General features: G+C 69.9%; 23 protein-coding genes. 16 read left to right on the forward strand and 7 right to left on the reverse strand.

Going from position 1 to position 23,235, the window contains the following annotated elements; translation table 11 throughout:
* Positions 1-87: 87 nt before the first annotated feature.
* The 5 genes from EDD92_RS32565 (at position 88) to EDD92_RS32585 (ending at position 5,732) form a co-directional block, all read left to right on the forward strand.
* Positions 88-1,086: an ABC transporter permease gene (locus EDD92_RS32565; RefSeq protein WP_123967624.1), complete on the forward strand. Its 999-nt coding sequence runs from the start codon at positions 88-90 to the stop codon at positions 1,084-1,086.
* Positions 1,083-2,180: an ABC transporter ATP-binding protein gene (locus tag EDD92_RS32570; RefSeq protein WP_123967625.1), complete on the forward strand. Its 1,098-nt coding sequence runs from the start codon at positions 1,083-1,085 to the stop codon at positions 2,178-2,180. Before EDD92_RS32565 ends, EDD92_RS32570 begins: the two co-directional genes overlap by 4 nt.
* Before the next feature lie 11 nt (positions 2,181-2,191).
* Positions 2,192-3,442 carry an ABC transporter ATP-binding protein gene (locus EDD92_RS32575; RefSeq protein WP_260326889.1) on the forward strand — a complete coding sequence of 417 codons (1,251 nt, stop codon included), beginning with the start codon at positions 2,192-2,194 and terminating at the stop codon, positions 3,440-3,442.
* Positions 3,443-3,651: 209 nt separating this feature from the next.
* The gene (locus EDD92_RS32580) at positions 3,652-5,043 is read left to right on the forward strand and encodes a M1 family metallopeptidase (RefSeq protein ID WP_123967627.1); all 1,392 of its coding nucleotides are present in this window, start codon (positions 3,652-3,654) and stop codon (positions 5,041-5,043) included.
* 32 nt (positions 5,044-5,075) lie between these two features.
* A complete protein-coding gene (locus tag EDD92_RS32585; RefSeq protein ID WP_123967628.1) occupies positions 5,076-5,732 on the forward strand; it encodes a trimeric intracellular cation channel family protein in 657 nt (218 codons plus the stop codon).
* On the opposite strand, the gene EDD92_RS32590 is transcribed toward EDD92_RS32585, so the two are convergent.
* On the reverse strand, positions 5,641-6,864 hold the full coding sequence (locus EDD92_RS32590; protein ID WP_123967629.1) for an esterase family protein: 1,224 nt from the start codon (positions 6,862-6,864) through the stop codon (positions 5,641-5,643). The two genes, EDD92_RS32585 and EDD92_RS32590, sit on opposite strands and share 92 nt — an antisense overlap.
* 164 nt (positions 6,865-7,028) lie before the next feature.
* On the opposite strand from EDD92_RS32590, the gene EDD92_RS32595 reads away from it, so the two are divergent.
* The gene (locus EDD92_RS32595) at positions 7,029-7,889 is read left to right on the forward strand and encodes a thioesterase family protein (RefSeq protein ID WP_123967630.1); all 861 of its coding nucleotides are present in this window, start codon (positions 7,029-7,031) and stop codon (positions 7,887-7,889) included.
* Positions 7,890-8,318: 429 nt separating this feature from the next.
* Here the strand turns inward: EDD92_RS32595 and EDD92_RS32600 are convergent, their stop codons facing one another.
* Positions 8,319-8,906, reverse strand: coding sequence for a TIGR03086 family metal-binding protein (locus EDD92_RS32600; RefSeq protein ID WP_123970654.1), 588 nt, complete (start codon positions 8,904-8,906; stop codon positions 8,319-8,321).
* 110 nt (positions 8,907-9,016) lie between these two features.
* Between EDD92_RS32600 and EDD92_RS32605 the strand changes: the two genes are divergently transcribed.
* Entirely contained in the window at positions 9,017-9,994 is a 978-nt protein-coding gene (locus EDD92_RS32605; RefSeq protein ID WP_123967631.1) for a YafY family protein, read from the forward strand.
* Between the two features lie 151 nt (positions 9,995-10,145).
* Positions 10,146-10,547 (forward strand): hypothetical protein, encoded by a 402-nt coding sequence (locus EDD92_RS49655; RefSeq protein ID WP_148096482.1) that lies wholly within the window; start codon positions 10,146-10,148, stop codon positions 10,545-10,547.
* Positions 10,548-10,617: 70 nt separating this feature from the next.
* On the opposite strand, the gene EDD92_RS32615 is transcribed toward EDD92_RS49655, so the two are convergent.
* Positions 10,618-11,244, reverse strand: a complete 627-nt coding sequence (locus tag EDD92_RS32615; RefSeq protein WP_123967632.1) for a TetR family transcriptional regulator — start codon at positions 11,242-11,244, stop codon at positions 10,618-10,620.
* A gap of 145 nt (positions 11,245-11,389) precedes the next feature.
* On the opposite strand from EDD92_RS32615, the gene EDD92_RS50065 reads away from it, so the two are divergent.
* The 3 genes from EDD92_RS50065 to EDD92_RS32625 all read left to right on the forward strand — a co-directional run bounded on the left by EDD92_RS50065 (position 11,390) and on the right by EDD92_RS32625 (position 13,156).
* A complete protein-coding gene (locus tag EDD92_RS50065) occupies positions 11,390-11,551 on the forward strand; it encodes a hypothetical protein (protein ID WP_185124199.1) in 162 nt (53 codons plus the stop codon).
* 37 nt (positions 11,552-11,588) lie between these two features.
* Entirely contained in the window at positions 11,589-11,873 is a 285-nt protein-coding gene (locus EDD92_RS32620; RefSeq protein ID WP_123967633.1) for a DUF4190 domain-containing protein, read from the forward strand.
* A gap of 119 nt (positions 11,874-11,992) precedes the next feature.
* A complete protein-coding gene (locus tag EDD92_RS32625; protein WP_123967634.1) occupies positions 11,993-13,156 on the forward strand; it encodes a cysteine desulfurase family protein in 1,164 nt (387 codons plus the stop codon).
* Between the two features lie 122 nt (positions 13,157-13,278).
* Here the strand turns inward: EDD92_RS32625 and EDD92_RS32630 are convergent, their stop codons facing one another.
* Together EDD92_RS32630 and EDD92_RS32635 are read right to left on the reverse strand one after the other, a co-directional pair.
* Positions 13,279-14,802 (reverse strand): multicopper oxidase family protein, encoded by a 1,524-nt coding sequence (locus EDD92_RS32630; protein ID WP_123967635.1) that lies wholly within the window; start codon positions 14,800-14,802, stop codon positions 13,279-13,281.
* 185 nt (positions 14,803-14,987) lie between these two features.
* A complete protein-coding gene (locus tag EDD92_RS32635) occupies positions 14,988-15,647 on the reverse strand; it encodes an N-acetylmuramoyl-L-alanine amidase (RefSeq protein WP_123967636.1) in 660 nt (219 codons plus the stop codon).
* Positions 15,648-15,707: 60 nt separating this feature from the next.
* Here EDD92_RS32635 and mnmA point away from each other — a divergent pair, with 60 nt between their 5' ends.
* On the forward strand, positions 15,708-16,844 hold the full coding sequence (gene mnmA / locus EDD92_RS32640; protein ID WP_123967637.1) for a tRNA 2-thiouridine(34) synthase MnmA: 1,137 nt from the start codon (positions 15,708-15,710) through the stop codon (positions 16,842-16,844).
* A 134-nt stretch (positions 16,845-16,978) separates the two neighbouring features.
* Here mnmA and EDD92_RS32645 read toward each other — a convergent pair whose 3' ends face one another.
* Complete coding sequence (locus tag EDD92_RS32645; protein WP_123967638.1) at positions 16,979-17,764, reverse strand: alpha/beta fold hydrolase; 786 nt, start codon at positions 17,762-17,764, stop codon at positions 16,979-16,981.
* Between the two features lie 59 nt (positions 17,765-17,823).
* Positions 17,824-18,147, reverse strand: coding sequence for a DUF427 domain-containing protein (locus EDD92_RS32650; RefSeq protein ID WP_123967639.1), 324 nt, complete (start codon positions 18,145-18,147; stop codon positions 17,824-17,826).
* A 50-nt stretch (positions 18,148-18,197) separates the two neighbouring features.
* Between EDD92_RS32650 and EDD92_RS32655 the strand changes: the two genes are divergently transcribed.
* The 4 genes from EDD92_RS32655 (at position 18,198) to ligA (ending at position 23,167) form a co-directional block, all read left to right on the forward strand.
* Positions 18,198-18,737: a TIGR00730 family Rossman fold protein gene (locus EDD92_RS32655; RefSeq protein WP_123967640.1), complete on the forward strand. Its 540-nt coding sequence runs from the start codon at positions 18,198-18,200 to the stop codon at positions 18,735-18,737.
* Positions 18,738-19,006: 269 nt separating this feature from the next.
* The gene (locus tag EDD92_RS32660) at positions 19,007-19,705 is read left to right on the forward strand and encodes an SDR family oxidoreductase (protein WP_123967641.1); all 699 of its coding nucleotides are present in this window, start codon (positions 19,007-19,009) and stop codon (positions 19,703-19,705) included.
* Positions 19,706-20,002: 297 nt separating this feature from the next.
* Positions 20,003-20,959 (forward strand): methionine synthase, encoded by a 957-nt coding sequence (locus tag EDD92_RS32665; RefSeq protein ID WP_399185485.1) that lies wholly within the window; start codon positions 20,003-20,005, stop codon positions 20,957-20,959.
* Between the two features lie 15 nt (positions 20,960-20,974).
* Positions 20,975-23,167 (forward strand): NAD-dependent DNA ligase LigA, encoded by a 2,193-nt coding sequence (gene ligA, locus EDD92_RS32670; protein WP_123967643.1) that lies wholly within the window; start codon positions 20,975-20,977, stop codon positions 23,165-23,167.
* Positions 23,168-23,235: the final 68 nt, after the last annotated feature.

The following is a 23,235-nucleotide window of genomic DNA, read 5'->3' on the forward strand; positions in this document are numbered from 1 at the left end:
ACGAAAGGCAGGTGAAGGCCGGCGCGGCGGGACCGCGGGCCCCGGATGACCTCCGGTGGCCCGCGGCCCCGCGGCGGGCCGTTAGCTGTGCTCGCTTACCTCCTCAGGCGGCTCTTCGCCGCCGCAGTGATGCTGCTGGTCATCATCCTGGTGGTCTTCAGCATCTTCTTCCTCGTCCCCAAGTGGGCGGGCGTGGACATCGCCACGAGCTTCGTGGGCAAGCAGGCCGACCCCGCTGCGGTGGAAGCGGTGCGGACGAAGCTGGGTCTGAGCGACCCGATCTTCATCCAGGTATGGCACTTCTTCAAGGGCATCTTCGTGGGCCGCACCTACGCGGCCGGCGGCGACATCACCCACTGCTCCGCGCCGTGCTTCGGCTACTCCTTCCGCAGCGAGCAGGCCGTCTGGCCGGTGCTGACCGACCGCTTCCCGGTGACCCTGGGTCTCGCGCTCGGTGCCGCCGTGCTGTGGCTGGTCTTCGGTGTCGCGGCCGGTGTGCTCTCCGCGCTCAAGCGGGGCAGCATGTGGGACCGCGGCGCGATGGTCGTCGCCCTCGGCGGTGTGTCCCTGCCGATCTACTTCACCGGTCTGCTCTCGCTGGCGGTCTTCAGCTACGGACTGGGCTGGATCGACGGCAAGTACGTGCCTCTCGAGCAGAGCGTCGGCGGCTACCTCGGCGGCATGATCCTGCCCTGGGTCACCCTCGCGTTCCTCTATGCGGCGATGTACGCCCGGATCACCCGCGCCACCATGCTGGAGATCCTCGGCGAGGACTACATCCGCACGGCCCGCGCGAAGGGCCTCAAGGAACAGGTCGTCATCGGCAAGCACGCCATGCGCTCCACGATGACGCCCATCCTGACCATGCTCGGCATGGACCTCGGCGCCCTCATCGGCGGCGCGATCCTGACCGAGACGACGTTCAGCCTGCCGGGCCTCGGCCAGGCGGTGCTGACCGCCATCAAGAACCAGGACCTGCCCATCATTCTGGGCGTCACCCTGATCACTTCTCTCGCGGTGCTGATCGCCAACCTCGTGGTGGACGTCCTGTACGCCGTGATCGACCCCCGAGTGAGGCTCGCATGACGGAACTGAGCAAGAGCGGAGCGGCCGTGGGTGAGCCCACGGGCACCTCGCCCGCCCCGACCTCCTTCCTGGAAGTGCGCGACCTGAAGGTGCACTTCCCGACCGACGACGGCCTGGTCAAGTCCGTCGACGGGCTCTCCTTCAAGCTGGAGAAGGGCAAGACCCTCGGCATCGTGGGCGAGTCGGGTTCCGGCAAGTCGGTGACCTCGCTCGGCATCATGGGTCTGCACACGGCCGGCCAGTACGGCAAGCGCAAGGCGCAGATCTCCGGTGAGATCTGGCTGGACGGCACCGAGCTGCTGACCGCCGACGCGGACGAGGTGCGCAAGCTGCGTGGCCGCCAGATGGCGATGATCTTCCAGGATCCGCTGTCCGCGCTGCACCCGTACTACACGATCGGCCAGCAGATCGTGGAGGCGTACCGCATCCACCACGACGTCGACAAGAAGACCGCCAAGCGCCGTGCGGTCGAGATGCTCGACCGGGTGGGCATCCCGCAGCCGGACAAGCGGGTGGACAGCTACCCGCACGAGTTCTCCGGCGGTATGCGCCAGCGTGCGATGATCGCGATGTCGCTGGTCAACAACCCCGAGCTGCTCATCGCGGACGAGCCGACGACCGCCCTGGACGTGACCGTCCAGGCGCAGATCCTCGACCTGATCCGGGATCTGCAGAAGGAGTTCGGCTCCGCGGTCATCATCATCACCCACGACCTGGGCGTCGTCGCCGAGCTCGCCGACGACATCCTGGTGATGTACGGCGGCCGCTGCGTCGAGCGCGGTCCGGCCGACAAGGTGTTCTACGAGCCCCGCCACCCCTACACCTGGGGTCTGCTCGGTTCGATGCCGCGCCTGGACCGGGAACAGCAGGAACGCCTGATCCCGGTCAAGGGCTCCCCGCCCTCCCTGATCAACGTCCCGTCCGGCTGCGCCTTCAACCCGCGCTGCCCGTACGCCGACATCCCGAAGGACAACGTCACCCGCACGGTCCGCCCCGAGCTGACCGAGGTCGGCAGCCAGCACTGGGCCGCCTGCCACATGACGCAGGAGCAGCGGGAGCGTATCTGGACCGAAGAGATTGCGCCGAAGCTGTGAGCGAGGACAACGTGACCACTCCCGCGAAGAGCGACGGTGCCACCCTCACCAAGGACGCCGCCCCCGGCGAGACCCTGCTGAAGGTGACCGGGCTCCAGAAGCACTTCCCGATCAAGAAGGGCCTGCTCCAGCGGCAGGTCGGGGCCGTGCACGCGGTCGACGGCATCGACTTCGAGGTCAAGGCCGGCGAGACCCTCGGCGTCGTGGGCGAGTCCGGCTGCGGCAAGTCGACGATGGGCCGGCTGATCACCCGGCTGCTCGAACCGACCGGCGGCAAGGTCGAGTTCGAGGGCAAGGACATCACGCACCTCGGTGTGAGCGGTATGCGTCCGCTGCGCCGCGATGTGCAGATGATCTTCCAGGACCCTTACTCCTCGCTGAACCCGCGCCACACCATCGGCACGATCGTCGGCGCCCCCTTCAGGCTGCAGGGCGTCGAGCCCGAGGGCGGCATCAAGAGGGAAGTGCAGCGGCTGCTGTCGGTGGTCGGTCTCAACCCCGAGCACTACAACCGCTATCCGCACGAGTTCTCCGGCGGTCAGCGCCAGCGCATCGGCATCGCCCGCGCGCTCGCCCTGAACCCGAAGCTGGTCGTGGCGGACGAGCCGGTCTCCGCGCTGGACGTGTCGATCCAGGCACAGGTCGTCAACCTGCTCGACGACCTCCAGCAGGAGCTGGGCCTGACGTACGTGATCATCGCGCACGACCTCTCCGTCGTCCGGCACGTCTCGGACCGGATCGCGGTGATGTACCTCGGCAAGATCGTGGAGCTGGCCGACCGCGAGTCGCTGTACCGGGCGCCGATGCACCCGTACACCAAGGCGCTGATGTCGGCGGTGCCGATCCCGGACCCGCGGCGCAAGAACGCCAAGAGCGAGCGCATCCTGCTCAAGGGCGACGTGCCCTCGCCGATCTCTCCGCCGAGCGGCTGCCGTTTCCACACGCGGTGCTGGAAGGCGACGCAGATCTGCAAGACGACCGAGCCGAAGCTCGTCGAGCTCAAGCCCGGCCAGCAGGTCGCCTGCCACCACCCGGAGAACTTCGAGGACCAGGCCCCGCAGGACACCGTCCTGCTGACCGTCGCCAAGGAGGCGGCCGAGCTGGTCGCGGACGAGGTGCTCGCGGAGTCGGCGGAGACGTCGGCGGCGGTGGCGGCGGAGGTCGCCGACACCGAGGGCGAGGCCGGCGCGGAAGCGGAGGAGCCCCGGGAGGCGGCGCCCGCCGCCGAGTCCGGGAATCCGGAAACCGGCGGCGACAAGTAAAAGCGAGATCCGTCAGGCGAAATGCCCCGGCAGTCCGTTCGGACTGCCGGGGCATTCGTATGGTGGGGAGCGTTGTGGAGAGTGGGGTCGGACAGGAGTCAACTCCCCGGTAGCGCATGACGACTTGGTAAAGTCATGTACATGTCGGCGTAGGGGAGTGCAGAGTCGGGCGTATCCGTCTGACCGGACTACGCACCGAGGGGCTACTCATGGCACTCTCCCGTTCGGCACGCTTAGGGGCCGTCGCGACCGCGGCGGCCTCCTTCCTTGTCATCGCCGCTTCCTCCGCCCCCACTCCGGGCGCCCCGGGGATCGGCGACACCTACTTCCCGAACCTCGGCAACGGCGGCTTCGACGCCCGCCACTACGCCCTCGACGTGGCGTACAACCCGGACACCGACCGCCTCGACGGCCGTACGACGCTCACCGCCCGCGCCACCCGGACCCTCTCCTCCTTCGACCTGGACCTGCAGAAACTGGAGGTCACCAAAGTCGAAGTGAACGGCAGACGCGCCGGGTTCACCCGGGACGGCGACGAACTGCGCATCACACCGAAGGGAGTGCTCCCCAAGGGGCACACCTTCACGGTCACCGTCACCTACGGCGGTGTCCCCGAACCCCTCAGCGGCCCGATCGTCTTCGGCTCCGACTACGGGTGGATGAAGACCGCCGACGGCGTCTTCGTCGCCTGCGAACCCAACGCGGCCTCCACCTGGTTCCCGTCCAGCGACCACCCCGACGACAAGGCCACCTACGACATCCGTATCAAGGCGCCCAAGGGTCTGACCGGCGTCTCCAACGGCCGTCTCGTCTCGACGTACGACAAGGGCGGCTCGACGTACACCCACTGGCGCGAGTCCAAGCCCATGGCGACCTACCTCGCGACCGCCACCATCGGGAAGTTCGACGTCAAGACCGGCACCACCCCTTCCGGGATCCCGATCTACGTCGCCATCGACCCGGTGCTCGCGAACAGCAACAACGTCGACGTGTACGCCGTCACCGCGGCGGCCACCGACTACTGGTCGCAGGTCTTCGGGCCGTACCCCTTCGAGGAGACCGGCGCGATCGTCGACGACATGCCCCAGGCCGGGTTCTCGCTGGAGGTGCAGAGCAAGCCCGCCTACTCGGCCGTGCGCAACGAGACGACGATCGTGCACGAGCTGGCCCACCAGTGGTTCGGCGACTCGGTCTCGGTCGAGCGCTGGAAGGACATCTGGCTCAACGAGGGCTTCGCCACCTACGCCCAGTGGCTGTGGGCCGAGCACCAGGGCACGCGCAGCGCCCACGACTCGTTCCTGGCCGCCTACAACGCCCGTGCTGCGGACAACCCCTTCTGGCAGATCACCGTCGCCGACCCGCAGCGCGACACCATGTTCGCCTCGGCGGTCTACCAGCGCGGCGCGATGACCCTCCAGGCGCTGCGTGAACGCATCGGCGACAAGGCGTTCTTCAAGCTGCTGCCGATCTGGACGAGGATCCACCGCTACGGCAACGCGAACACCGGGCAGTTCATCCGGCTCGCCGAGAAGATCTCCGGGCAGAACCTCGACGACCTGTTCCAGAAGTGGATCTACACCACCGGCAAACCGGCCCTGTGAGGACCGTGAGAACCCCCGAGTAAGAATGTGGGGTGCTCCAGCAACTGTTCAGCCCCTCCGTCCAGCACACGCTCGACCTCGTCGGCATCTTCGTGTTCGCCATCTCCGGCGCGCTGCTGGCCGTCCGCAAGAACTTCGACGTCTTCGGCATCGCCGTGCTCGCCGAGGTCACCGCGCTGGGCGGAGGGCTGTTCCGGGACCTGATCATCGGAGCGGTGCCCCCGGCCGCCTTCACGGACCTGGGCTACTTCACCACCCCGCTCCTCGCCGCCCTCATGGTCGTCTTCCTGCACCCGCACGTCGAGCGCATCCAGGTCGCCGTCAACGTCTTCGACGCGGCCGGCCTCGGCCTGTTCTGCGTCGCCGGGACGATCAAGGCGTACGAGTACGGGCTCGGTCTCACCCAGTCGGCGACCCTCGGCCTCGCCACCGCCGTCGGCGGCGGTGTGCTCAGGGACGTCCTGGCCAACGAGGTGCCGTCACTGCTGCGCTGGGACCGCGATCTGTACGCGGTCCCAGCGATGGTCGGCTCCACCATGGCCGTCCTGTGCCTCCGCTACGACGTCCTGACCCCGTTCACCAGCGGGCTCGCGGTCGTCACCGCCTTCGTCCTGCGCCTGCTTGCGATGAAGTACCACTGGCGAGCGCCGCGTGCGTGGAACCGCCGCTCGACGGTACGGGAGGAGTAGTGCCCCGGGCCTTGACGTGGTGCTGGCCCATCTCCACGGAGAGCCAGCGGAACGACGGGACCACCTGCGGCCGCCACAGCGCCATGGTGTGGCCGCCCGCGCTCTTCGGGATGAAGACGACGTGCACGGTCGTCGGCGCCTTCGCGGCCTGTTCGAGGCCGATGCCGGCCTCGTAGCCGTCGTGCGGCTGGCCGGAGACGTACAGCGCGATCCGGGGCGGGGTGGGCGACTTCTTCAGCAGCAGGTAGGGGTTGTTCTGGGCCCTGACCGTCGGGTTCTGCGCGGCGAGCGAATTGCGTTCGCCGATCGGGTCGTTGTAGCCGGACATGCTGATCGCGGCCATGTAGCGGTCCGGGTGCGCGACGGCCAGCTTGGCCGCACAGTGCCCACCGGCCGAGTAGCCGGCGGTCGCCCAGCCCTTGGGGCCGGGCTGGGCCCGGAAGTTGTCCATGACCATCTTCGGTACGTCGATGCTGAGCCAGCTGTCGGCGTTGACCTGGCCCGGGATGTTGGCGCAGCCGGTGTCGACGCCGGCCAGCAGGTTGGTGCGCGGGGCGACCAGGATGAACGGCGCGACCTGGCCGCTGCGCATCAGCGGGGCCAGCTGCTGGGTCGCCTTCATCGACCCGAACCAGGCCTTCGCCGAGCCCGGGTAACCGGGCAGCAGCTCTACCACCGGGAACTTGTGGTGGCGGTAGGCGGGCTCGTTGTACTGCGGCGGCAGCCACACGTAGACCTCGGCGTTCACGCCGGAGACACGGCCCTTGAGCTGGGTCTCGCGCACGCCGCGCATGCCCGGTCCGGTGGCCGCGGTGAAGTCCTGCCTGACCTTGGGCAACCGTTTCAGCGCTATTCCGCCGGTGCCGTCCGCACCCAGGTTGGCTGCCTGCTGCACGTGATTGCCCGTGCCGAGCAGGTCGTCCCAGTTGTCGTAGAGGTTGTTGGAGTTGTTGACCAGTACGAAGACCAGCGCGACCGCCGTTCCCTGGGCGAACAGCAGCATCAGCATCCGGCCCGCCGCGCGCAGGGCCTGCGGCCCGCGGATCCGCGACCACAGGGCGAGCGGCAGTATCAGTGCGATCGCGAACAGCACGATCAGCGTGTAGAGGAACGGAGTCCCGGTGAGGCTCATGTCCCCATAGAGGGGGAGAGGCGCCTTGGGGTTGAGGACGAGTGGGGACACTTACCAAGAAATTGCCGGAACCTCACCCAGGAGGACGGCGGCCAAAGGAACGTGTCATGCGCCCGTAACCTCAAAAGCTACCGCTTAGTAATTTCTCATTGTACGGTTCAGGCATGCCAGAAGCAGCTTCCGCACAGGCCACCAGGGCCACCATCGGCGACAGTGAGTTCGACCGGGACACCGCGCTCGTCCCGCGCGCCCCCGGCGTGTACGACATCGACCTCTCGGCCGGCTGGACCATCATCAACGCCGTCAACGGCGGCTATCTGCTGGCCGTCCTGGGCCGCGCCCTCGCGGACGCCCTGCCGCACGCCGACCCGTTCACGATCTCGGCGCACTACCTGACGGCGTCCCAGCCGGGCCCGGCGGTCGTCCGCACCGACGTCGTACGGACCGGACGCACCCTGTCGACCGGCCAGGCCTCGCTCTTCCAGTACGACGAGCAGGGCCGCGAGGTGGAACGCATCCGCGTCCTCGCCTCGTACGGCGACCTGGACGAACTCCCGGACGACGTGCGGACGACGGCCGTCCCGCCGGCGTTCCCGCCCATGGACCAGTGCTTCGGCCCCCAAGACGGTCCTGCCCCCGTCTCCGGCAGCTCGGCGATCGCCGACCGCCTGATGATCAAGCTCGACCCGTCGACCCTGGGCTGGGCAGTGGGCGCCCCTTCCGGCAAGGGCGAGATGCGCGCCTGGTTCGGCCTGGCGGACGGCCGGGACGCCGACCCGCTCTCCCTTCTTCTGGCGGTGGACGCACTCCCGCCCACCGCCTTCGAACTCGGCCTGAAGGGCTGGGTGCCCACGGTGGAACTCACGGTCCACGTCCGCTCCCGCCCGGCCCCCGGCCCCCTGCGCGTCTCGATCACCACCCGCAACCTGGCCGGCGGCTTCCTGGAGGAGGACGCGGAGGTCTGGGACAGCAACGACCGCCTGGTGGCCCAGTCCCGCCAGCTGGCCCGCGTCAGGCTCGGCTGAGCGAGGCGCTCCGCGGGTTGAGCCGGGGCGGGGCGGGTCGGGGCCGGGCGAGCGGCCTTCGCCCCGCCGCCCCTTCCTGGCCCGACCCGGGGGCCAGCCCCCGGACCCCCGCTCCTCAAACGCCGGAGGGGCTGGGTTTCGCCGGCTGAGGCTTGATCTTTCATCCTGTCCGGGGGTTGGTCTTTTCAGCCCGTCCGGCGTTTGAGGACGAGGCCGTTCAGGCCGAAGCGGGGGTCTGGGGGCGGCAGCCCCCAGGTACGGGACGGGTAGGGGCGGCGGGGGCGAGATCAAAAAGCGGAAGGCGAGTCGGGTTTGACGACCTTCGCCCAGGCAGGCCGCCAACTGTCGTGTGCAGCGGCGCCGCGTGGCCGAGAGTGTTGCTCGGCCCGCGGTATGCGTCTGGCCGGCTGCCGAGGGGCGGGTGAGCGGTCAGGCTCGGCTGAGCGGTGCCCGTCCGAGCCAGGCTGCCAACTGCCGGTAGGTGTCGGCTTCTTCGGGGGCCGGCAGGACATCGGCGAAGGGGGTCTGCTCGTCGCGCTGCCGGTCTGGCAGGACGCGGCGGGCGGTGGTGAGGGCGAACTCGGCCAGCTCCGGGTCGAGTTCGAGGGGGTGGCCCAGGGACTCGGAGAGGTCCCAGGTGTGGGTCACCAGCTCCATCACGTAGCCCGACAGGGCCGCGCGGCCCGGTACCTCGCCCCAGGGGACGCGCACCGGGGCCTCCATGCGGTCGTCGCTCGCCCAGGCCCTGAGCACCCGGGTGCGGACCTCGTCGTACACGGCCGTCCAGTCGTCGTCCGCCACGTCGTCCACGAAAGGGCGTACGGCGAGGCCGTCGCCGCCCTCGCCGACGACCGCGATGCGCAGGGTGCCGCCGACGATGTGGCTGAGCAGGGTGCGTACGTCGAACTCGGTACACGGGGTCGGGCCGGTCAGCTGCTCGGGACGCACCGTCTTGATAAGTGCCGCCATCTGCTCGGTGGCGCTGGTGTACACGGGGCGGGGGTCGATGGCGTTCATGGCGTTCATGGGGACCTCTCTCTGAAGGGCTTGGGTCAGAGAGTCGCCCCATAACCTGACAGTTTCCGTCAACATTTGCCGGGAGCTTCGCGCGGAGCGATTCTGATGCCGTGAAGTCCGACCGACTGCTCTCGATCCTGCTGCTCCTGCAGACCCGCGGCCGCGTCCCCGCGCACGAGCTCGCCGACCGCCTCGAGGTGTCGGTGCGGACCATCTACAGGGACGTCGAGGCCCTGTCCGCCTCCGGTGTCCCGGTCTACGCCGAGCGCGGGCGGCACGGCGGCATCGAGCTGCTCGCCGGGTTCCGTACGGACGTCACAGGGCTGACCGCCGACGAGTCGCGCGCCCTGTTCATCCTCGCCGCCCAGGGCGCACACGCCGCGCTCGGCCTGGACGCGGCGCTCGGCTCGGCGCTGCGCAAGGTGATGGCCGCGCTGCCGGCGCCGTACCGCCCGGCCGCGGAGGTGACCTCCCGCCGCATCCTCGTCGACGCCACGCGCTGGAAGGGCGGTCCGCAACCCGCCGTCGACCTGGACATCCTGCAGGACGCCGTCTTCGCCGACCGCCGGCTGCGGCTGCGCTACCGGCACAGCGGGGCGCAGGAGGCACGGACGTACACCGTCGACCCGTACGGGCTCGTGTCGAAGGCGGGCGTCTGGTACCTCGTCGCCGACCGCCGCGGGAAACCGCAGCTCTTCCGCGCCGACCGGGTGCAGTCCGCCACCGTCCTGGACGACGAGATGCAGCGGCGGCCGGGTGTTGAACTCGCCGATGCCTGGGAGGTGTTGCGCCGCCAGATCGAGGAGCGGCCCGGCGGACTCGACGTCACCGTCCGCGTCCGCCGCGACCGCCTCGACATGTTCCTGCGCCTGAACGCCTCGCAGCTCGCCGAACTCCCCGACGGGGACGGCGACGGCGAGTGGGTGACCGCGCGGCTCCTGTACCGGGTTGTCCGCGAGGCACGCCAGCTGCTGCAGTTCGCCGACCACGTGGAAGTCGTCTCGCCGCCCGAGGTGCGCGCGGAGCTGGCCGCCGCGGCCGCTTCTGTCACGGAGCTGTACCAGCGAGTAGGAGAGCGTGGTTTGTGAAGTCGCAGGTCAGAGTGGTTTCTTGAGATCCCCTTTACCTGAGTCACAGGCCGGGGACAGACCGCACCCAAGGAAGCCCTAAGCGCCGTTGATTGAGTTCCCGCACTCGAGGCTCCCTCATCTCCCTTCATCTTCCTTGGAGTTGTTTCTCATGAAGCGTGTGCGTCTCGTCCCCGCAGTGGCTCTGCTGGCGCTCTCGCCTCTGGTCCTGGCGGCCTGCGGCTCGGGCGACTCGTCGTCGTCCTCGAACAGTGGCAACTCCGGGCAGCAGCAGGCCTGTCGGGCACCGACCGGCAACGCCTCCGGGCGCCCGAGCGGTGTCCCCTCCGGTGCTCCTTCGGGCGCCCCCACCGGCAACACCACCGCCAAGCCCTCCGGCGCCCCCTCGGGCAAGCCGAGCGGCGCCCCCAGCGCCGGCGCGGCCGCCGGCGGAGGGCAGGGCGGCCCCGGCGGAGGCGGCCAGGGCGGCGGCTGCGGCGGCGGTCAGGGCGGCCCCGGTGGTGGCGGTGCCGCACCCAGCGGCGCCCCCACCGCGCAGGCCACCAAGAACTGACCTCGAACGCCGTACGACAAGGGGCGGTATCCCCGGTGAACGGGGGCGCCGCCCCTTCGCGCTGCCCGGCTCAGTCCAGCCAGTGGTGCCGCCCGATGCTGATCAGCCGCATCTGACGGCTCGCGACCTGCGCCACGCGCTCCCGGTCCTCCTCGGCGCCCTCCAGGGCCTCCAGGAACAGCGAGGCGGTGATCAGCATCTGGTCCACGTACAGATGGGCCAGCATGAGAAGGTCGTCGTCGCTCCAGCCCTCGGACTCCGGGTCCTTGGCGAGCTCGCCCTTCACCTCCTCGGCGAACCGGGCCAGTTGGTCCCGGATGGCCTCCCGCACCGGCTGGACCCCGCCGTGTCGCTCGCGGGCGATAAAGCGGACATGGGCGGGGTACCCGTCCACATGGCCGGCGATCAACTCGATGGCGCGCGCTATGCGTTCCTCGCTGGAGTCGGCCGCGGACACCGTCGTCCGGATCATCGGGTGCAGGCTGCCCAGCGCCTCCTCGACCAGAGCCACGCCGAGATCCGCAGTGGAGCGGAAGTGGCGGTAGAAGGCGGTCGGGGCGACGCCCACGGCGCGCGTGACCTCGCGCAGGCCCAGACTGCTCAGGCTCTGCTCCTCCAGCAGGCCGAGCGCCGCGTCCAGGAGCGCCTGCCGGGTCTTCTGCTTCTGGGCCTGCCGGATGCCGAGAGTGTGACTCATGTCATCCAGTTAACAACTGTTCTCTGGATTTGGAAAGCCGTCAGGCGCGATAGACTCTGTAGTCAGTGAACAAGTGTTACTACAACCGTTCACCGAAACTTAACCAGAGGCGCCCTCCCGGGGTGCCGGAGGGGGATCGAATCCCATGCTGTTCCTCGTCGCCGCACTCATGCTGCTCGGCGTCGTCCTGGGCACCGTGGCCCACGCGCCGCTGACCGTCACCGCTCTCGTGGCCGCCGGCATCGCCGTCTGGCTCGGCATCTTCGCCGTCCGCGAGCGCCACAGCCGCCGCACCTCGGCCAACTGACCACCCGACCGACTTCCGTCCACTGGAGCTGAGCACGATGCAACTCACCGCCCCGGCCACGAGCCGCACCGACACCACCACCCGCAAGCCCGCCCGCGACGCCGACGGCATGGCCGTCGCGTCCTTCATCCTCGGCCTTCTCGGCCTCCTCGTGCTGAACGTCTTCCTCGGCCCGGTCGCCATCGTGCTGGCCGCCGTCGCCCTCTGGCGCGGTACCGCCCGCCGCGGCCGCGCGTACCTGGGTATGGCCCTGGGCGTGGCCGACCTGGCGGTCCTGGTGATCGCCATGCAGCTGTCCAACACGGTTTCGTGGAGCCTGTGACCCCGAGGCGCACACCATGACGAACGGCCGACCTCCCCGAGGACGACGGGGCCCGGTCGCCGAACCGCCCGGCCTGGACGTACAGCCGACGACGGGGGCCCCGTAGAATCGGCCCCACCATGGCTTACCTCGACCACGCCGCGACCACCCCGATGCTCCCCGAGGCAGTCGAGGCGATGACCGCCCAGCTGAGCGTCACGGGCAACGCCTCCTCCCTCCACGCCTCCGGCCGGCAGGCCCGCCGTACCGTCGAGGAGGCCCGAGAGACCCTCGCGGAAGCGCTCGGCGCCCGCCCCAGCGAGGTCGTTCTCACCTCCGGTGGCACCGAGGCCGACAACCTCGCCGTGAAGGGCCTGTACTGGTCCCGCCGCGACGCCGACCCGGCCCGCACCCGCGTCCTCGCCAGCCCCGTCGAGCACCACGCCGTCCTCGACGCCGTGCACTGGCTCGGCGAACACGAAGGCGCCACCGTCGAGTACCTCCCGGTCGACCCGTACGGACGAGTCCACCCCGAAGCGCTGCGCGAGGCGATCGAGCGCAACCCGGACGACGTGGCCCTGGCCACCGTGATGTGGGCGAACAACGAGATCGGCACGGTCATGCCGGTCCGTGAACTCGCCGACGTGGCACGGGAGTTCGGCATCCCGCTGCACGCCGACGCGGTCCAGGCCTTCGGCCAGATCCCGGTCGACTTCGCCGCCTCCGGCCTCGCCGCGATGACGGTCTCCGGCCACAAGATCGGCGGCCCGTACGGCATCGGTGCCCTGGTCCTCGGCCGCGAGTACACCCCCGTTCCGGTCCTGCACGGCGGCGGCCAGGAGCGCCATGTCCGCTCCGGCACCCTCGACGTCCCCGCCGTCGCCTCCTTCGCGGTGGCCGGACGCCTCGCCGCCGAACAGCGCGAGTGGTTCGAGCGGGAGATCGGCGCCCTGCGCGACAGTCTGGTCGAGGCCGTCCGTACGACGGTTCCGGACGCGATCCTGGGCGGGGACCCCGTGGACCGCCTCCCGGCCAACGCCCACTTCACCTTCCCCGGCTGCGAGGGCGACTCCCTGCTGCTGCTCCTCGACGCCCAGGGCATCGAGTGCTCCACCGGCTCCGCCTGCACCGCGGGCGTCGCCCAGCCCAGCCATGTCCTGCTGGCCACCGGCACCGACCCCGACCTGGCCCGCGGCACCCTCCGCTTCTCCCTCGGCCACACCTCCACGGAGGCCGACGTCGAAGCACTGGCGAAGGCGATCGGCCCGGCGGTCGAGCGTGCGCGCGCCGCGGGGCTGACCTGACGACAGGGTTCGGCCCGCGCCCCGAAGGGGCGCGGGGCTGCATTGAATATGCGGCTTCCGCCGCGCGGGCGCGACCAGCCACAACGGACCCGCAGGTCATGCACTGGAGTTCCAGCGGAGCTCTAACTCTCCGTCACCATGAGGGACGCCATCATCCCCTCGTCCTCGTGCTGCAGCAGATGGCAGTGGAGCATGTACATGTAGGTGTCGTCGGAGAAGTCCGTGAACTCCATGGCGATCTTGATGGTTCCGCCGCCGACCACCTTGTATGTGTCGAACCAGCCGAGGTCGACCCCGGTCGGATCCTCACCGTTGACGGAGATCAACTGGTACGGCACGTCGTGCAGATGGAAGGAGTGCTCCAGCTGGGTGTTGTTCTTGATCGTCCAGATCTCCTTGGAGCCCAGCGTGGTGCTGATCATGGCCATGGACGACATGCTCGTGCCGACCGAACCGTCGATCGTCATCGATGTGCCGCTCTGGCCGAGCGTGATGGTCCGGGCGGTGAAGTCGCTGGTGTCGTACCGGTCGATCGTGTTGAGCGAGCTCGGCAGGTCGTCCGGCGTGTCGGTGCCGGACGCCGTGATCGCGAGTACGTCGTAGGTGCCGCTGCCGCCGCGCACCCAGCCGGTGGTGACGACGGCCTGGAGCGTGACGGCGTCCGACAGGTCCAGAACGAACTCCGCGCGGGCGCCGGCCACCAGCCGGATGCCGGCCACCTCGGTGGCCGCGGTGAGATAGCCCTGGTCGGTGGCGATCTGGTCGAGGTTGCCGCCGTCGCTGCGCTGGATGGTGATGATGTCGGACGGCGAGGCGTTGAGCACCCGGAACCGGGTGCGGGTCTTGGTCGCGGTGAACGTGAGCGTGGTGTCGTCGACGTTGGTGCCGTTCAGCAGCAGCGGGAAGCTCAGCCCGTTGCTCAGATAGCCGGTCAGGTCGTACTTGAGGGCGCCCGCGCTGTCGGTGGCGAGGCTCTGGAAGATCAGCGGGATGTCGTCGGTGCCGTAGGTGCTGGGGAGGTGCGAGGACGCGGTCGAGTCGTCCTCGACGATGATCATGCCGGCCAGGCCGTGCACGGCCTGCTTGGCCGTGGTGCCCAGGGCGTGCGGGTGGTACCAGAGCGTCTTGGCGTCGTCCTTGACCGTGAACGTCGGGGACCAGGTCTCCCCGTCGGCGAAGGCGACCTGGGGGCCGCCGTCCATCTTGGCCGGGACATGGGCGCCGTGGAAGTGGACGGTGGTGTCCTCCCCCAGGCTGTTGGTGATGTTGAGCAGGACCGTGTCGCCGCTGGTCCACTTCATGGTGGGGCCGAGGAAGGACTGGTTGTAGCCCATCGTGTCGCTGGTGACCCCGGAGAGCACCTCGGCGGTGCCGGTCTTGGCCTCCAGGGTGAAGGTGGTGGTGCTGCCGGAGGTGGTGCCCTCCAGTAGGTCCGGGACGGTCAGGGTGGCGGTGTTGGTCGCGGCGCTCGCCTTGCTCCTGCCCGCCTCGGTCAGCAGGGAGAAGGCGGCCCCGGCCCCGGCGACGGCCCCGAGGCCGACTCCGGCCATGCCGCCGAGGAACCTGCGCCGGTGCATGCCTTTGCCCTTGCGGGTGTCCTCGCCGTGTCCGCCTGTGCCCGAGCCGGGCTCTGTGGTGTGAGTCATGGGCGGGATCGTTGAACCAAGGACTGTGTGAGGACTGGGCTGAAGTTAGGAAGAGGCCGCGCCGGCTGTGAAGGCGCCCTGAGCGTCCGCCCCGCCCAACTGCCTTGAAGAAAAGCCAAGTTGAGGAAGGGCAGATCGGGCAGGGCGTGGGGGACGCAACGGACACGTCGTCCCGGCGGAAGGCTTTACGACTTCGTTGTCTTCGCCGACCGCACGAGTCCCATGTACCGGTCCCAGTCCCAGTACCGCCCCGGGTCGGTGTGGTCCGTCCCCGGCACCTCCACGTGCCCGATGATGTGCTCCCGGTCGACGGGTATGCCGTACCGCTTGCAGATCCCCGCGGTCAGCCGCGCCGAGGAGGCGTACATCGCGTCCGTGAAGGACGATCTGCGCTCCACGAAGCCCTCGTGCTCGATGCCGACACTGCGTTCGTTGTACTCGCGGTTGCCCGCATGGAACGCCACGTCCAGCTCGCGGATCATCTGCGTGATGTGCCCGTCCTGGCGGACGATGTAATGGGCCGCGGCCTTGTGGTCCGGATCCTGGAAGGCCTTGACCGCGCTCGCGAAGCCGCCCTGGGTGACATGGATGATCACCCGGTCTATCGAGTAGTCGTCCGGCCGGTCGGCCCGCCGGTAGTTCGCCGACGAGGCCGACAGCCACTGCGCACCGCGGAAGTCGACCGCACCCGGGGTGCGTGGCTTCTCCACCCCCGGCAGCCGCCACCACAGGTGCGACAGCTCCTCACGCGCCAGCACGGCCGTGCCCACGGCGGCCGCCGCCCCGCCCACCAGCAGCGCGCGGCGCCCGATCCGCCGGTCCGAGTCACTCCTGCTCGCCCCCATGTGATCACCAACGGATACTCGTGGGCTCCGGTTCCCGCGTCCCCGTACTCTTGAAGGGCTATGACTGACACCTCGCAGCGCCCCCGCCCTCTTCGCGTACTCGCCGCCATGTCCGGCGGAGTGGACTCCGCCGTCGCCGCCGCCCGCGCCGCCGAAGCCGGCCACGACGTGACCGGCGTCCACCTCGCGCTCTCCGCGAACCCGCAATCCTTCCGCACGGGCGCGCGTGGCTGTTGCACCATCGAGGACTCGCGCGACGCCCGCCGCGCCGCGGACGTCATCGGCATCCCGTTCTACGTCTGGGACCTCGCCGACCGCTTCCGCGAGGACGTGGTCGAGGACTTCGTCGCCGAGTACGAGGCCGGACGCACCCCGAACCCGTGCCTGCGCTGCAACGAGAAGATCAAGTTCGCGGCCCTGCTGGACAAGGCCCTCGCGCTCGGCTTCGACGCCGTCTGCACCGGCCACTACGCCCAGGTGATCGTGAACGAGGACGGCACCCGCGAGCTGCACCGTGCCTCCGACATGGCCAAGGACCAGTCGTACGTCCTCGGCGTCCTGGACGAGAAGCAGCTGGCCCACGCGCTCTTCCCGCTCGGCGACACGGTGACGACCAAGGACGAGATCCGCGCGGAGGCCGAGCGCCGCGGTCTCGCGGTCGCCAAGAAGCCCGACTCGCACGACATCTGCTTCATCGCCGACGGCGACACCCAGGGGTTCCTGGCGAACCGCCTGGGCAGGGCCGAGGGCGACATCGTCGACGAGTCCGGCGCCAAGCTGGGCACCCACGAGGGCGCGTACGGCTTCACCATCGGCCAGCGCAAGGGCCTGCGCATCGGCACCCCGGCGCCCGACGGCAAGCCACGCTACGTCCTGGACATCTCGCCGGTGAACAACACGGTGACGGTCGGCCCGGCCGACGCCCTGGACGTGACCGCCCTGACCGCGATCAAGCCCCGCTGGTGCGGCACGGCGCCGTCCGGCCCCGGCAGCTACACCGCCCAGCTGCGCGCCCACGGCGGCGAGACCGAGGTCACCGCCGAACTGGTCGACGCCACCCTGGAGGTCTCCTTCGCGGAGCCCGTCCGCGGTGTCGCCCCCGGCCAGGCGATCGTGCTGTACGACGGCACGCGCGTGGTGGGCTCGGCGACGATCGCGACGACCACGCGCGCGAGGACGACGACTTCGGTCGCCTGACTGTCTGCAGGAAGGCACCCAGAGCTCGAACCGGCTGCTGCCCCAGGCGAGGCGGTAGCCGGTCGAGTGGACGGTCGCGCCGCGGACGGCCGTGCTCTCGTCCGTCGGGTTGTTCCTGGGGCGTGCGCGCCCATCTACGTGCCCATCTGGAAAAACTCCGCCAGCGCCGGCGCAAGGACGTTCGGATCCACCATGTGGGTCTGTCCCTCCAGGATTCGATACGTCCCCTGGGGTGCCGTTTCGGCCACGGCCCGGGCGGCCTCGCGCATCCAGGCGGGGCTCGCGCTGCCCGCAAGGGACAGAACGGGCACATCGATCCCGGCCAGCCGGTCCCGCGGCACCAGACCGTCCCCCATCACGGCGTTGTCGTACGCCAGGCTCGGCGCGATCGCCTCCATGCCGGACCACATGGGGGAGTTGCGGGCGCCCTGGATCATCTCCTCGGCCAGCCCGGTCAGCCTGAGGAACAGCTCGACCGCGTCCCCGCGACGGCCCTGCCCGAGCGCCTCGTCGAGCCGCTCGGTGTACTCGGCGCGCTCCTTCGCGCCGCCCTCGTACACCGCGAACGGCACCTCGTACACGGCGACCCGACGGACCGGCAGCCCGCTCGCGGCAGCCTCCAGGACCAGCGCGCCGCCCGACGAGATGCCGTACAGCGAGGCCTCGCCGCCCACCGCGTCGATGAGCGCGGCGAGATCCTCGACCTCGCGGGCCACCGCGTACGGCTGCGTGTCGCCGCTCTCGCCGCGGCCCCGGCGGTCGTAGGAGACGACGCTGAAACGGCCGGAGAGCGGCCCGGCGAGGGGCGCTACGGTGGCGCCCGTCGACATCGCTCCGCTGACGAGGATGACCGCGGGCCCCTGCCCGGTGCGTTGATACGCGAGGGAGGTGCCGTCGTGCGAAATGGTCTTCTTGTCCATGCCTGTGGAGACTGCCCCAAGGCAGGGAAATAATCGCCCTTACGCGCTGAAGACCTCGCTCACGACACCTCGACTTCGTAGAAGCAGAAGTGGTCCTTGATCTCGGCGACCTCGGGCTTGGGCTCGGGGTAGGACCACACCAGGTCCGCCGCGTCCGGCAGCGACCAGTAGCTCGCGGTGCCCTTGAAGGGGCAGTAGGTGTGGGTGTCGGACGGGGTCAGCAGATCGAGCCGTACGTCCTCGGCGGGGAGGTAGTACCGCGGCGGACAACCCGTCTCCCGCAGTACGAGGGGTCGTTCGCTCTCCGCCAGGACCTGCTCGCCGTGCACCACGCGCACGTGCCGGTTGTCTTGCTCGATGGTGATCGTGTGTCCTTCGGCCATACCGGAAAAGCATCCGCGGAGGCCCCTTTCTTCCCGCGTACGGTGAGGGCATGCGAATCTGCGTCTTCCTCTCCGCCGCCGACCTCGACGACCGCTACACGCGCCCCGCGCGCGAGTTCGCGAAACTGCTGGGCAAGGGCGGGCACACGCTCGTCTGGGGCGGTTCGGACGTCGGCCTGATGAAGGTGGTCGCCGACGGCGTGCAGGAGGCCGGAGGACGGCTGTGCGGGGTCTCCGTGGGCTTCCTGGCCGCCAAGGCGCGGCAGGGCGCGGACGAGATGGTGATCGCCCGTGACCTCGCCGAGCGGAAGAGGCTGCTGCTGGAGAAGGCCGACGCGGTGGTGATCATGGTCGGCGGTACGGGAACCCTGGACGAAGCCACCGAGATCCTGGAACTGAAGAAGCACGGCCACACCGACAAGCCGGTCGTCCTGCTCAACACCGCGGGCTTCTACGACGGCCTCAAGGAGCAGTTCCGGCGCATGGAGGACGAGGGGTTCCTGCCCCGGCCCCTCACCGACCTGGTGTTCTTCGCGGAGGAGCCGGTGGGCGCGCTGGCATACCTGGAGGAGAGCCAGGGCGTCGAGTGAGGCGCGCATGATGTGGGCGGGGGAGGTGGGCGAGCGGCGGGCGGGGGGACGCGGGACGGGGGGGCCTCGTGCGGATGTTCGCGGGTGCGGGCGGGGGAGCGGGGCGGGCGTCGAGTGAGGCGCGCATGATGCGGGCGGGGGGACGGGGCGGGACTCGTGCGGAGGTTCACGGGTGCGGGCGGGGGAGCGGGGCGGGCGTCGAGTGAGGCGGGCGTGACGCGGGCGGGGGAGCGGGGCGGGGCGTTGTGCGGACGCCGGCAGGTGCGAGCATGGCGGGCATGGCTACCCATGTGATCACCGGAGCGGGCTCCGGCATCGGCGCGGCCGTCGCCCGCCGCCTCCACGCGCGCGGGGACGAACTCGTCCTGCACGCGCGCGACGCGGGCCGCGCGAAGGAACTCGCCGCGGAGTTTCCCGGTGCGAGGACGCTGGTCGGCGACCTGGCCGACCCGGACAAGCTGTCCTGGGCCTTCTCGCACCAGACGCTGCCGGACCGCGTGGACTCTCTGCTCCACATCGCGGGTGTGGTCGACCTCGGGGCGGTCGGCGAGCTGACGCCCAAGTCCTGGCGCCACCAGCTGAACGTCAATCTGATCGCCCCGGCCGAGCTGACCCGCCACTTCCTGCCCCAACTCCGCGCCGCCCGCGGCCATGTGGTCTTCGTCAACTCCGGAGCGGGCCTGAACGCCCACGCCGACTGGTCCGCCTACGCGGCCTCGAAGCACGGCCTGAAGGCACTGGCGGACTCGCTGCGGCACGAGGAGCACGGCAACGGCGTCCGCGTCACCTCGGTCTACCCGGGCCGCACGGCCAGCCCCATGCAGGCCAAGGTCCACCAGCAGGAGGGCAAGGAGTACGACGCGTCGAAGTGGATCGATCCGGAGTCGGTCGCGACGACGATCCTGACGGCGGTGGACCTGCCGCGGGACGCGGAGATCAATGACCTGACGGTGCGCCCTGGCAGGTGACGGAATTCCTTCGCCCCCGCCGCCCTACCCGTCCCGTACCTGGGGGCTGCCGCCCCCAGACCCCCGCTTTCGGCCTGAACGGCCTCGTCCTCAAACGCCGGACGGGCTGAAAAGATCAATCCCCGGTCGGCGAAGATCAGCCCCGGTCCGCAAAATCCAGCCCCTCCGGCGTTTGAGGAGCGGGGGTCCGGGGGCTGGCCCCCGGGTCGGGACGGGTAGGGGCGGCGGGGGCGAGAAACATAGGCTTCCCGTGTGAACGCACACCTTTCCTTCGGCCCCGCCACCGGTATCGGATCCATGCCCGGCGGCGACGCCCGCGAGGCGTCCAAAACCGTCACCGGGACCTTTGAGGACTTCCCCTTCCTGCCCGAGCTGCCGACCCGCGGCCCCGGCGCCGACATGATCGGCAGAACCGCAGGCATGCTCGTGGAGCTGTACGCGCGCGTGGAGCCCAGCGGCTGGCGCATCGGCGACCGCCCGGGCCGCGACACCAAGCGCGCACGCTCATGGCTCGGCGAAGACCTCGACGCACTGGAGGAGTTCACGCAGGGCTACGAGGGCCCGCTGAAGCTGCAGGCGGTCGGCCCCTGGACCCTCGCCGCCGGCCTGGAGCTGAAGAACGGCGAGGTGGCCCTCTCCGACCCCGGCGCCTGCCGCGACCTGGCCGCCTCGCTCACGGAGGGACTCCGGGTGCACCTGGCGGAGGTGCAGCGACGCATCCCCGGCGCCCACCTCGTCCTCCAGCTCGACGAGCCCTCCCTCACCGCCGTACTCCGCGGCCGGGTGAAGTCCGCCAGCGGCTACCGCACCCACCGCGCCGTCGACCGCCAGCTCGTCGAGGCCACCCTCCGCGATGTCGTCGGGGTTCACAGCGACGGCCCCACCGTGGTCCACTCCTGCGCACCGGACGTGCCGTTCGCCCTCCTGCGAAGGGCGGGCGCGGCAGCGGTCTCCTTCGACTTCTCGCTCCTCACCGAGCGTGACGACGACACGATCGGAGAGGCGGTGGAAGCGGGTACCCGGCTCTTCGCAGGTGTCGTGCCGGGCACGGACGGCCCATTGTCAGACCCTGCCGGTAGCGTCATGGGTGTCAGGACGCTGTGGCGCAGGCTGGGGCTGCAACCGGGACTTCTCGCGGAGGCGGTCACGGTCACGCCGTCGTGCGGACTCGCGGGGGCCTCCCCGGACTACGCACGCAAGGCCCTCGCCCACTGCGTCCGGGCGGCGAGATCCCTCGCGGACAACCCAGAGTAACGGGAGGACAACACGGTGGCCGGCGACAAGCAAGCGGAGACGACGGTGCCCGCCGAGGCACGGGAGAAGCACGCGAAGCTCGCTGAGCAGATCGAGGAGCACCGCTTCCGGTACTACGTGAAGGACGCTCCGGTCATCAGCGACGCGGAGTTCGACAAGCTCCTGCGCTCCCTGGAGGCGCTGGAGGAGGAATATTCCGAGCTGCGCACGCCGGACTCGCCGACCCAGAAGGTCGCGGGGGCGTACGAGACGGAGTTCACCTCTGTCGAGCACCGCTCACGCATGCTCTCCCTGGACAACGCCTTCAGCGACGAGGAGCTGGCCGCCTGGGCCGAGCGCGTCGCCAGGGACGTCGGCGGTCCCGGCTACCACCTCCTGTGCGAGCTCAAGGTCGACGGCCTCGCCGTCAACCTCACCTACGAGCGCGGCCGCCTCACGCGCGCGGCGACCCGCGGCGACGGCCGCACGGGCGAGGACATCACCCCCAATGTCCGTACGATCGCGGAGATTCCGGACAGGCTGTCCGGTGACCGCGTCCCCGACCTCGTGGAGATCCGCGGCGAGGTCTACTTCCCGATGGAGAAGTTCGAGGAGCTCAACGCCCGCCTGGTGGAGGCCGGCGACAAGCCCTTCGCCAACCCGCGCAACGCGGCGGCCGGTTCACTGCGCCAGAAGGACCCCCGCGTCACCGCCACCCGCCCGCTGCACATGGTCGTCCACGGCATCGGGGCCCTGGAGGGCTTCGAAGGCCTCACCCGCCTCTCCCAGGCCTACGACCTCCTCAAGACCTGGGGCCTGCCCACCTCCCGGCACAACAAGGTGGTCGACGACCTCGACGGCGTACGGGAGTTCATCGCCTACTACGGCGAGAACCGCCACTCCGTGGAGCACGAGATCGACGGAGTGGTTGTCAAGCTGGACGAGATCCCGCTCCAGGGACGGCTCGGCTCCACCTCCCGCGCCCCGCGCTGGGCGATCGCGTACAAGTACGCGCCGGAGGAGGTCAACACCAAGCTCATCAACATCCGCGTGGGCGTGGGCCGCACGGGCCGGGTCACTCCGTACGCCCAGGTCGAACCGGTCACGGTGGCCGGCTCGGAGGTCGAGTTCGCCACCCTGCACAACCAGGACGTCGTCAAGGCGAAGGGCGTCCTCATCGGCGACACCGTGGTGCTGCGCAAGGCCGGTGACGTGATCCCGGAGATCCTCGGCCCGGTCGTCGACCTGCGTGACGGCAGCGAGCGCGAGTTCGTGATGCCGGCCGAGTGCCCTGAGTGCGGTACGGCGCTTCGGCCGATGAAGGAGGGCGACGTCGACCTGCGCTGCCCCAACGCCCGCACCTGCCCGGCCCAGTTGCGCGAGCGGCTGTTCTACCTGGCGGGCCGCAAGGCGTTGGACATCGAGCACTTCGGCTACGTCGCCGCGGCCGCCCTCACCAAGCCGCTGGAGCCGCAGGACCCGCCGCTCGTGGACGAGGGCGACCTCTTCGACCTCACGATCGAGCGGCTGCTGCCCATCAAGGCGTACGTCCTCGACCAGGACAGCGGTCTGCCCAAGCGCGACCCGAAGACCGGCGAGGAGAAGGTCGCCACGGTCTTCGCCAACCAGCAGGGGGAGCCGAAGAAGAACGCGGTTGCCATGCTGGAGAACATCGCCGCGGCCAAGGAGCGTCCGCTCGCGCGCATCCTCACGGGCCTGTCGATCCGTCACGTCGGCCCGGTCGCCGCCGAGGCGCTGGCCCGCGAGTTCCGGTCGATCGAGCGCATCGAGCAGGCCACCGAGGAGGAGCTGGCGAACACGGACGGCGTCGGCGGAATCATCGCCGCCTCCCTCAAGGAATGGTTCGCCGAGGAGTGGCACCAGGAGATCCTCCGCAAGTGGCGGGCCGCGGGCGTCCGCATGGAGGAGGAGAGCTCGGGGGAGGACGAAGGCCCGCGCCCGCTGGAAGGGCTGACCGTCGTGGTCACCGGCACCCTCGAACACTTCACCCGCGACGGAGCAAAGGAGGCGCTCCAGAGCCGTGGAGCGAAAGTAACCGGTTCCGTTTCGAAGAAGACATCCTTCGTTGTCGTAGGTGACAATCCTGGGTCGAAATATGACAAGGCAATGCAGGTCAAAGTGCCTGTTCTGAACGAGGACGGCTTCAACGTCCTGCTCGAACAGGGACCGGACGCGGCGGCCGAAGTTGCGCTTCCCACAGAGGAATAGCGATTGAAGGCCACCCGATCGGCGCATACCAGATGCATACGGGTGGCCGGGGTGCATTCGGGCAACCG

The sequence above is a fragment of the Streptomyces sp. TLI_185 genome (assembly GCF_003814765.1).
Lineage (GTDB): Bacteria > Actinomycetota > Actinomycetes > Streptomycetales > Streptomycetaceae > Streptomyces.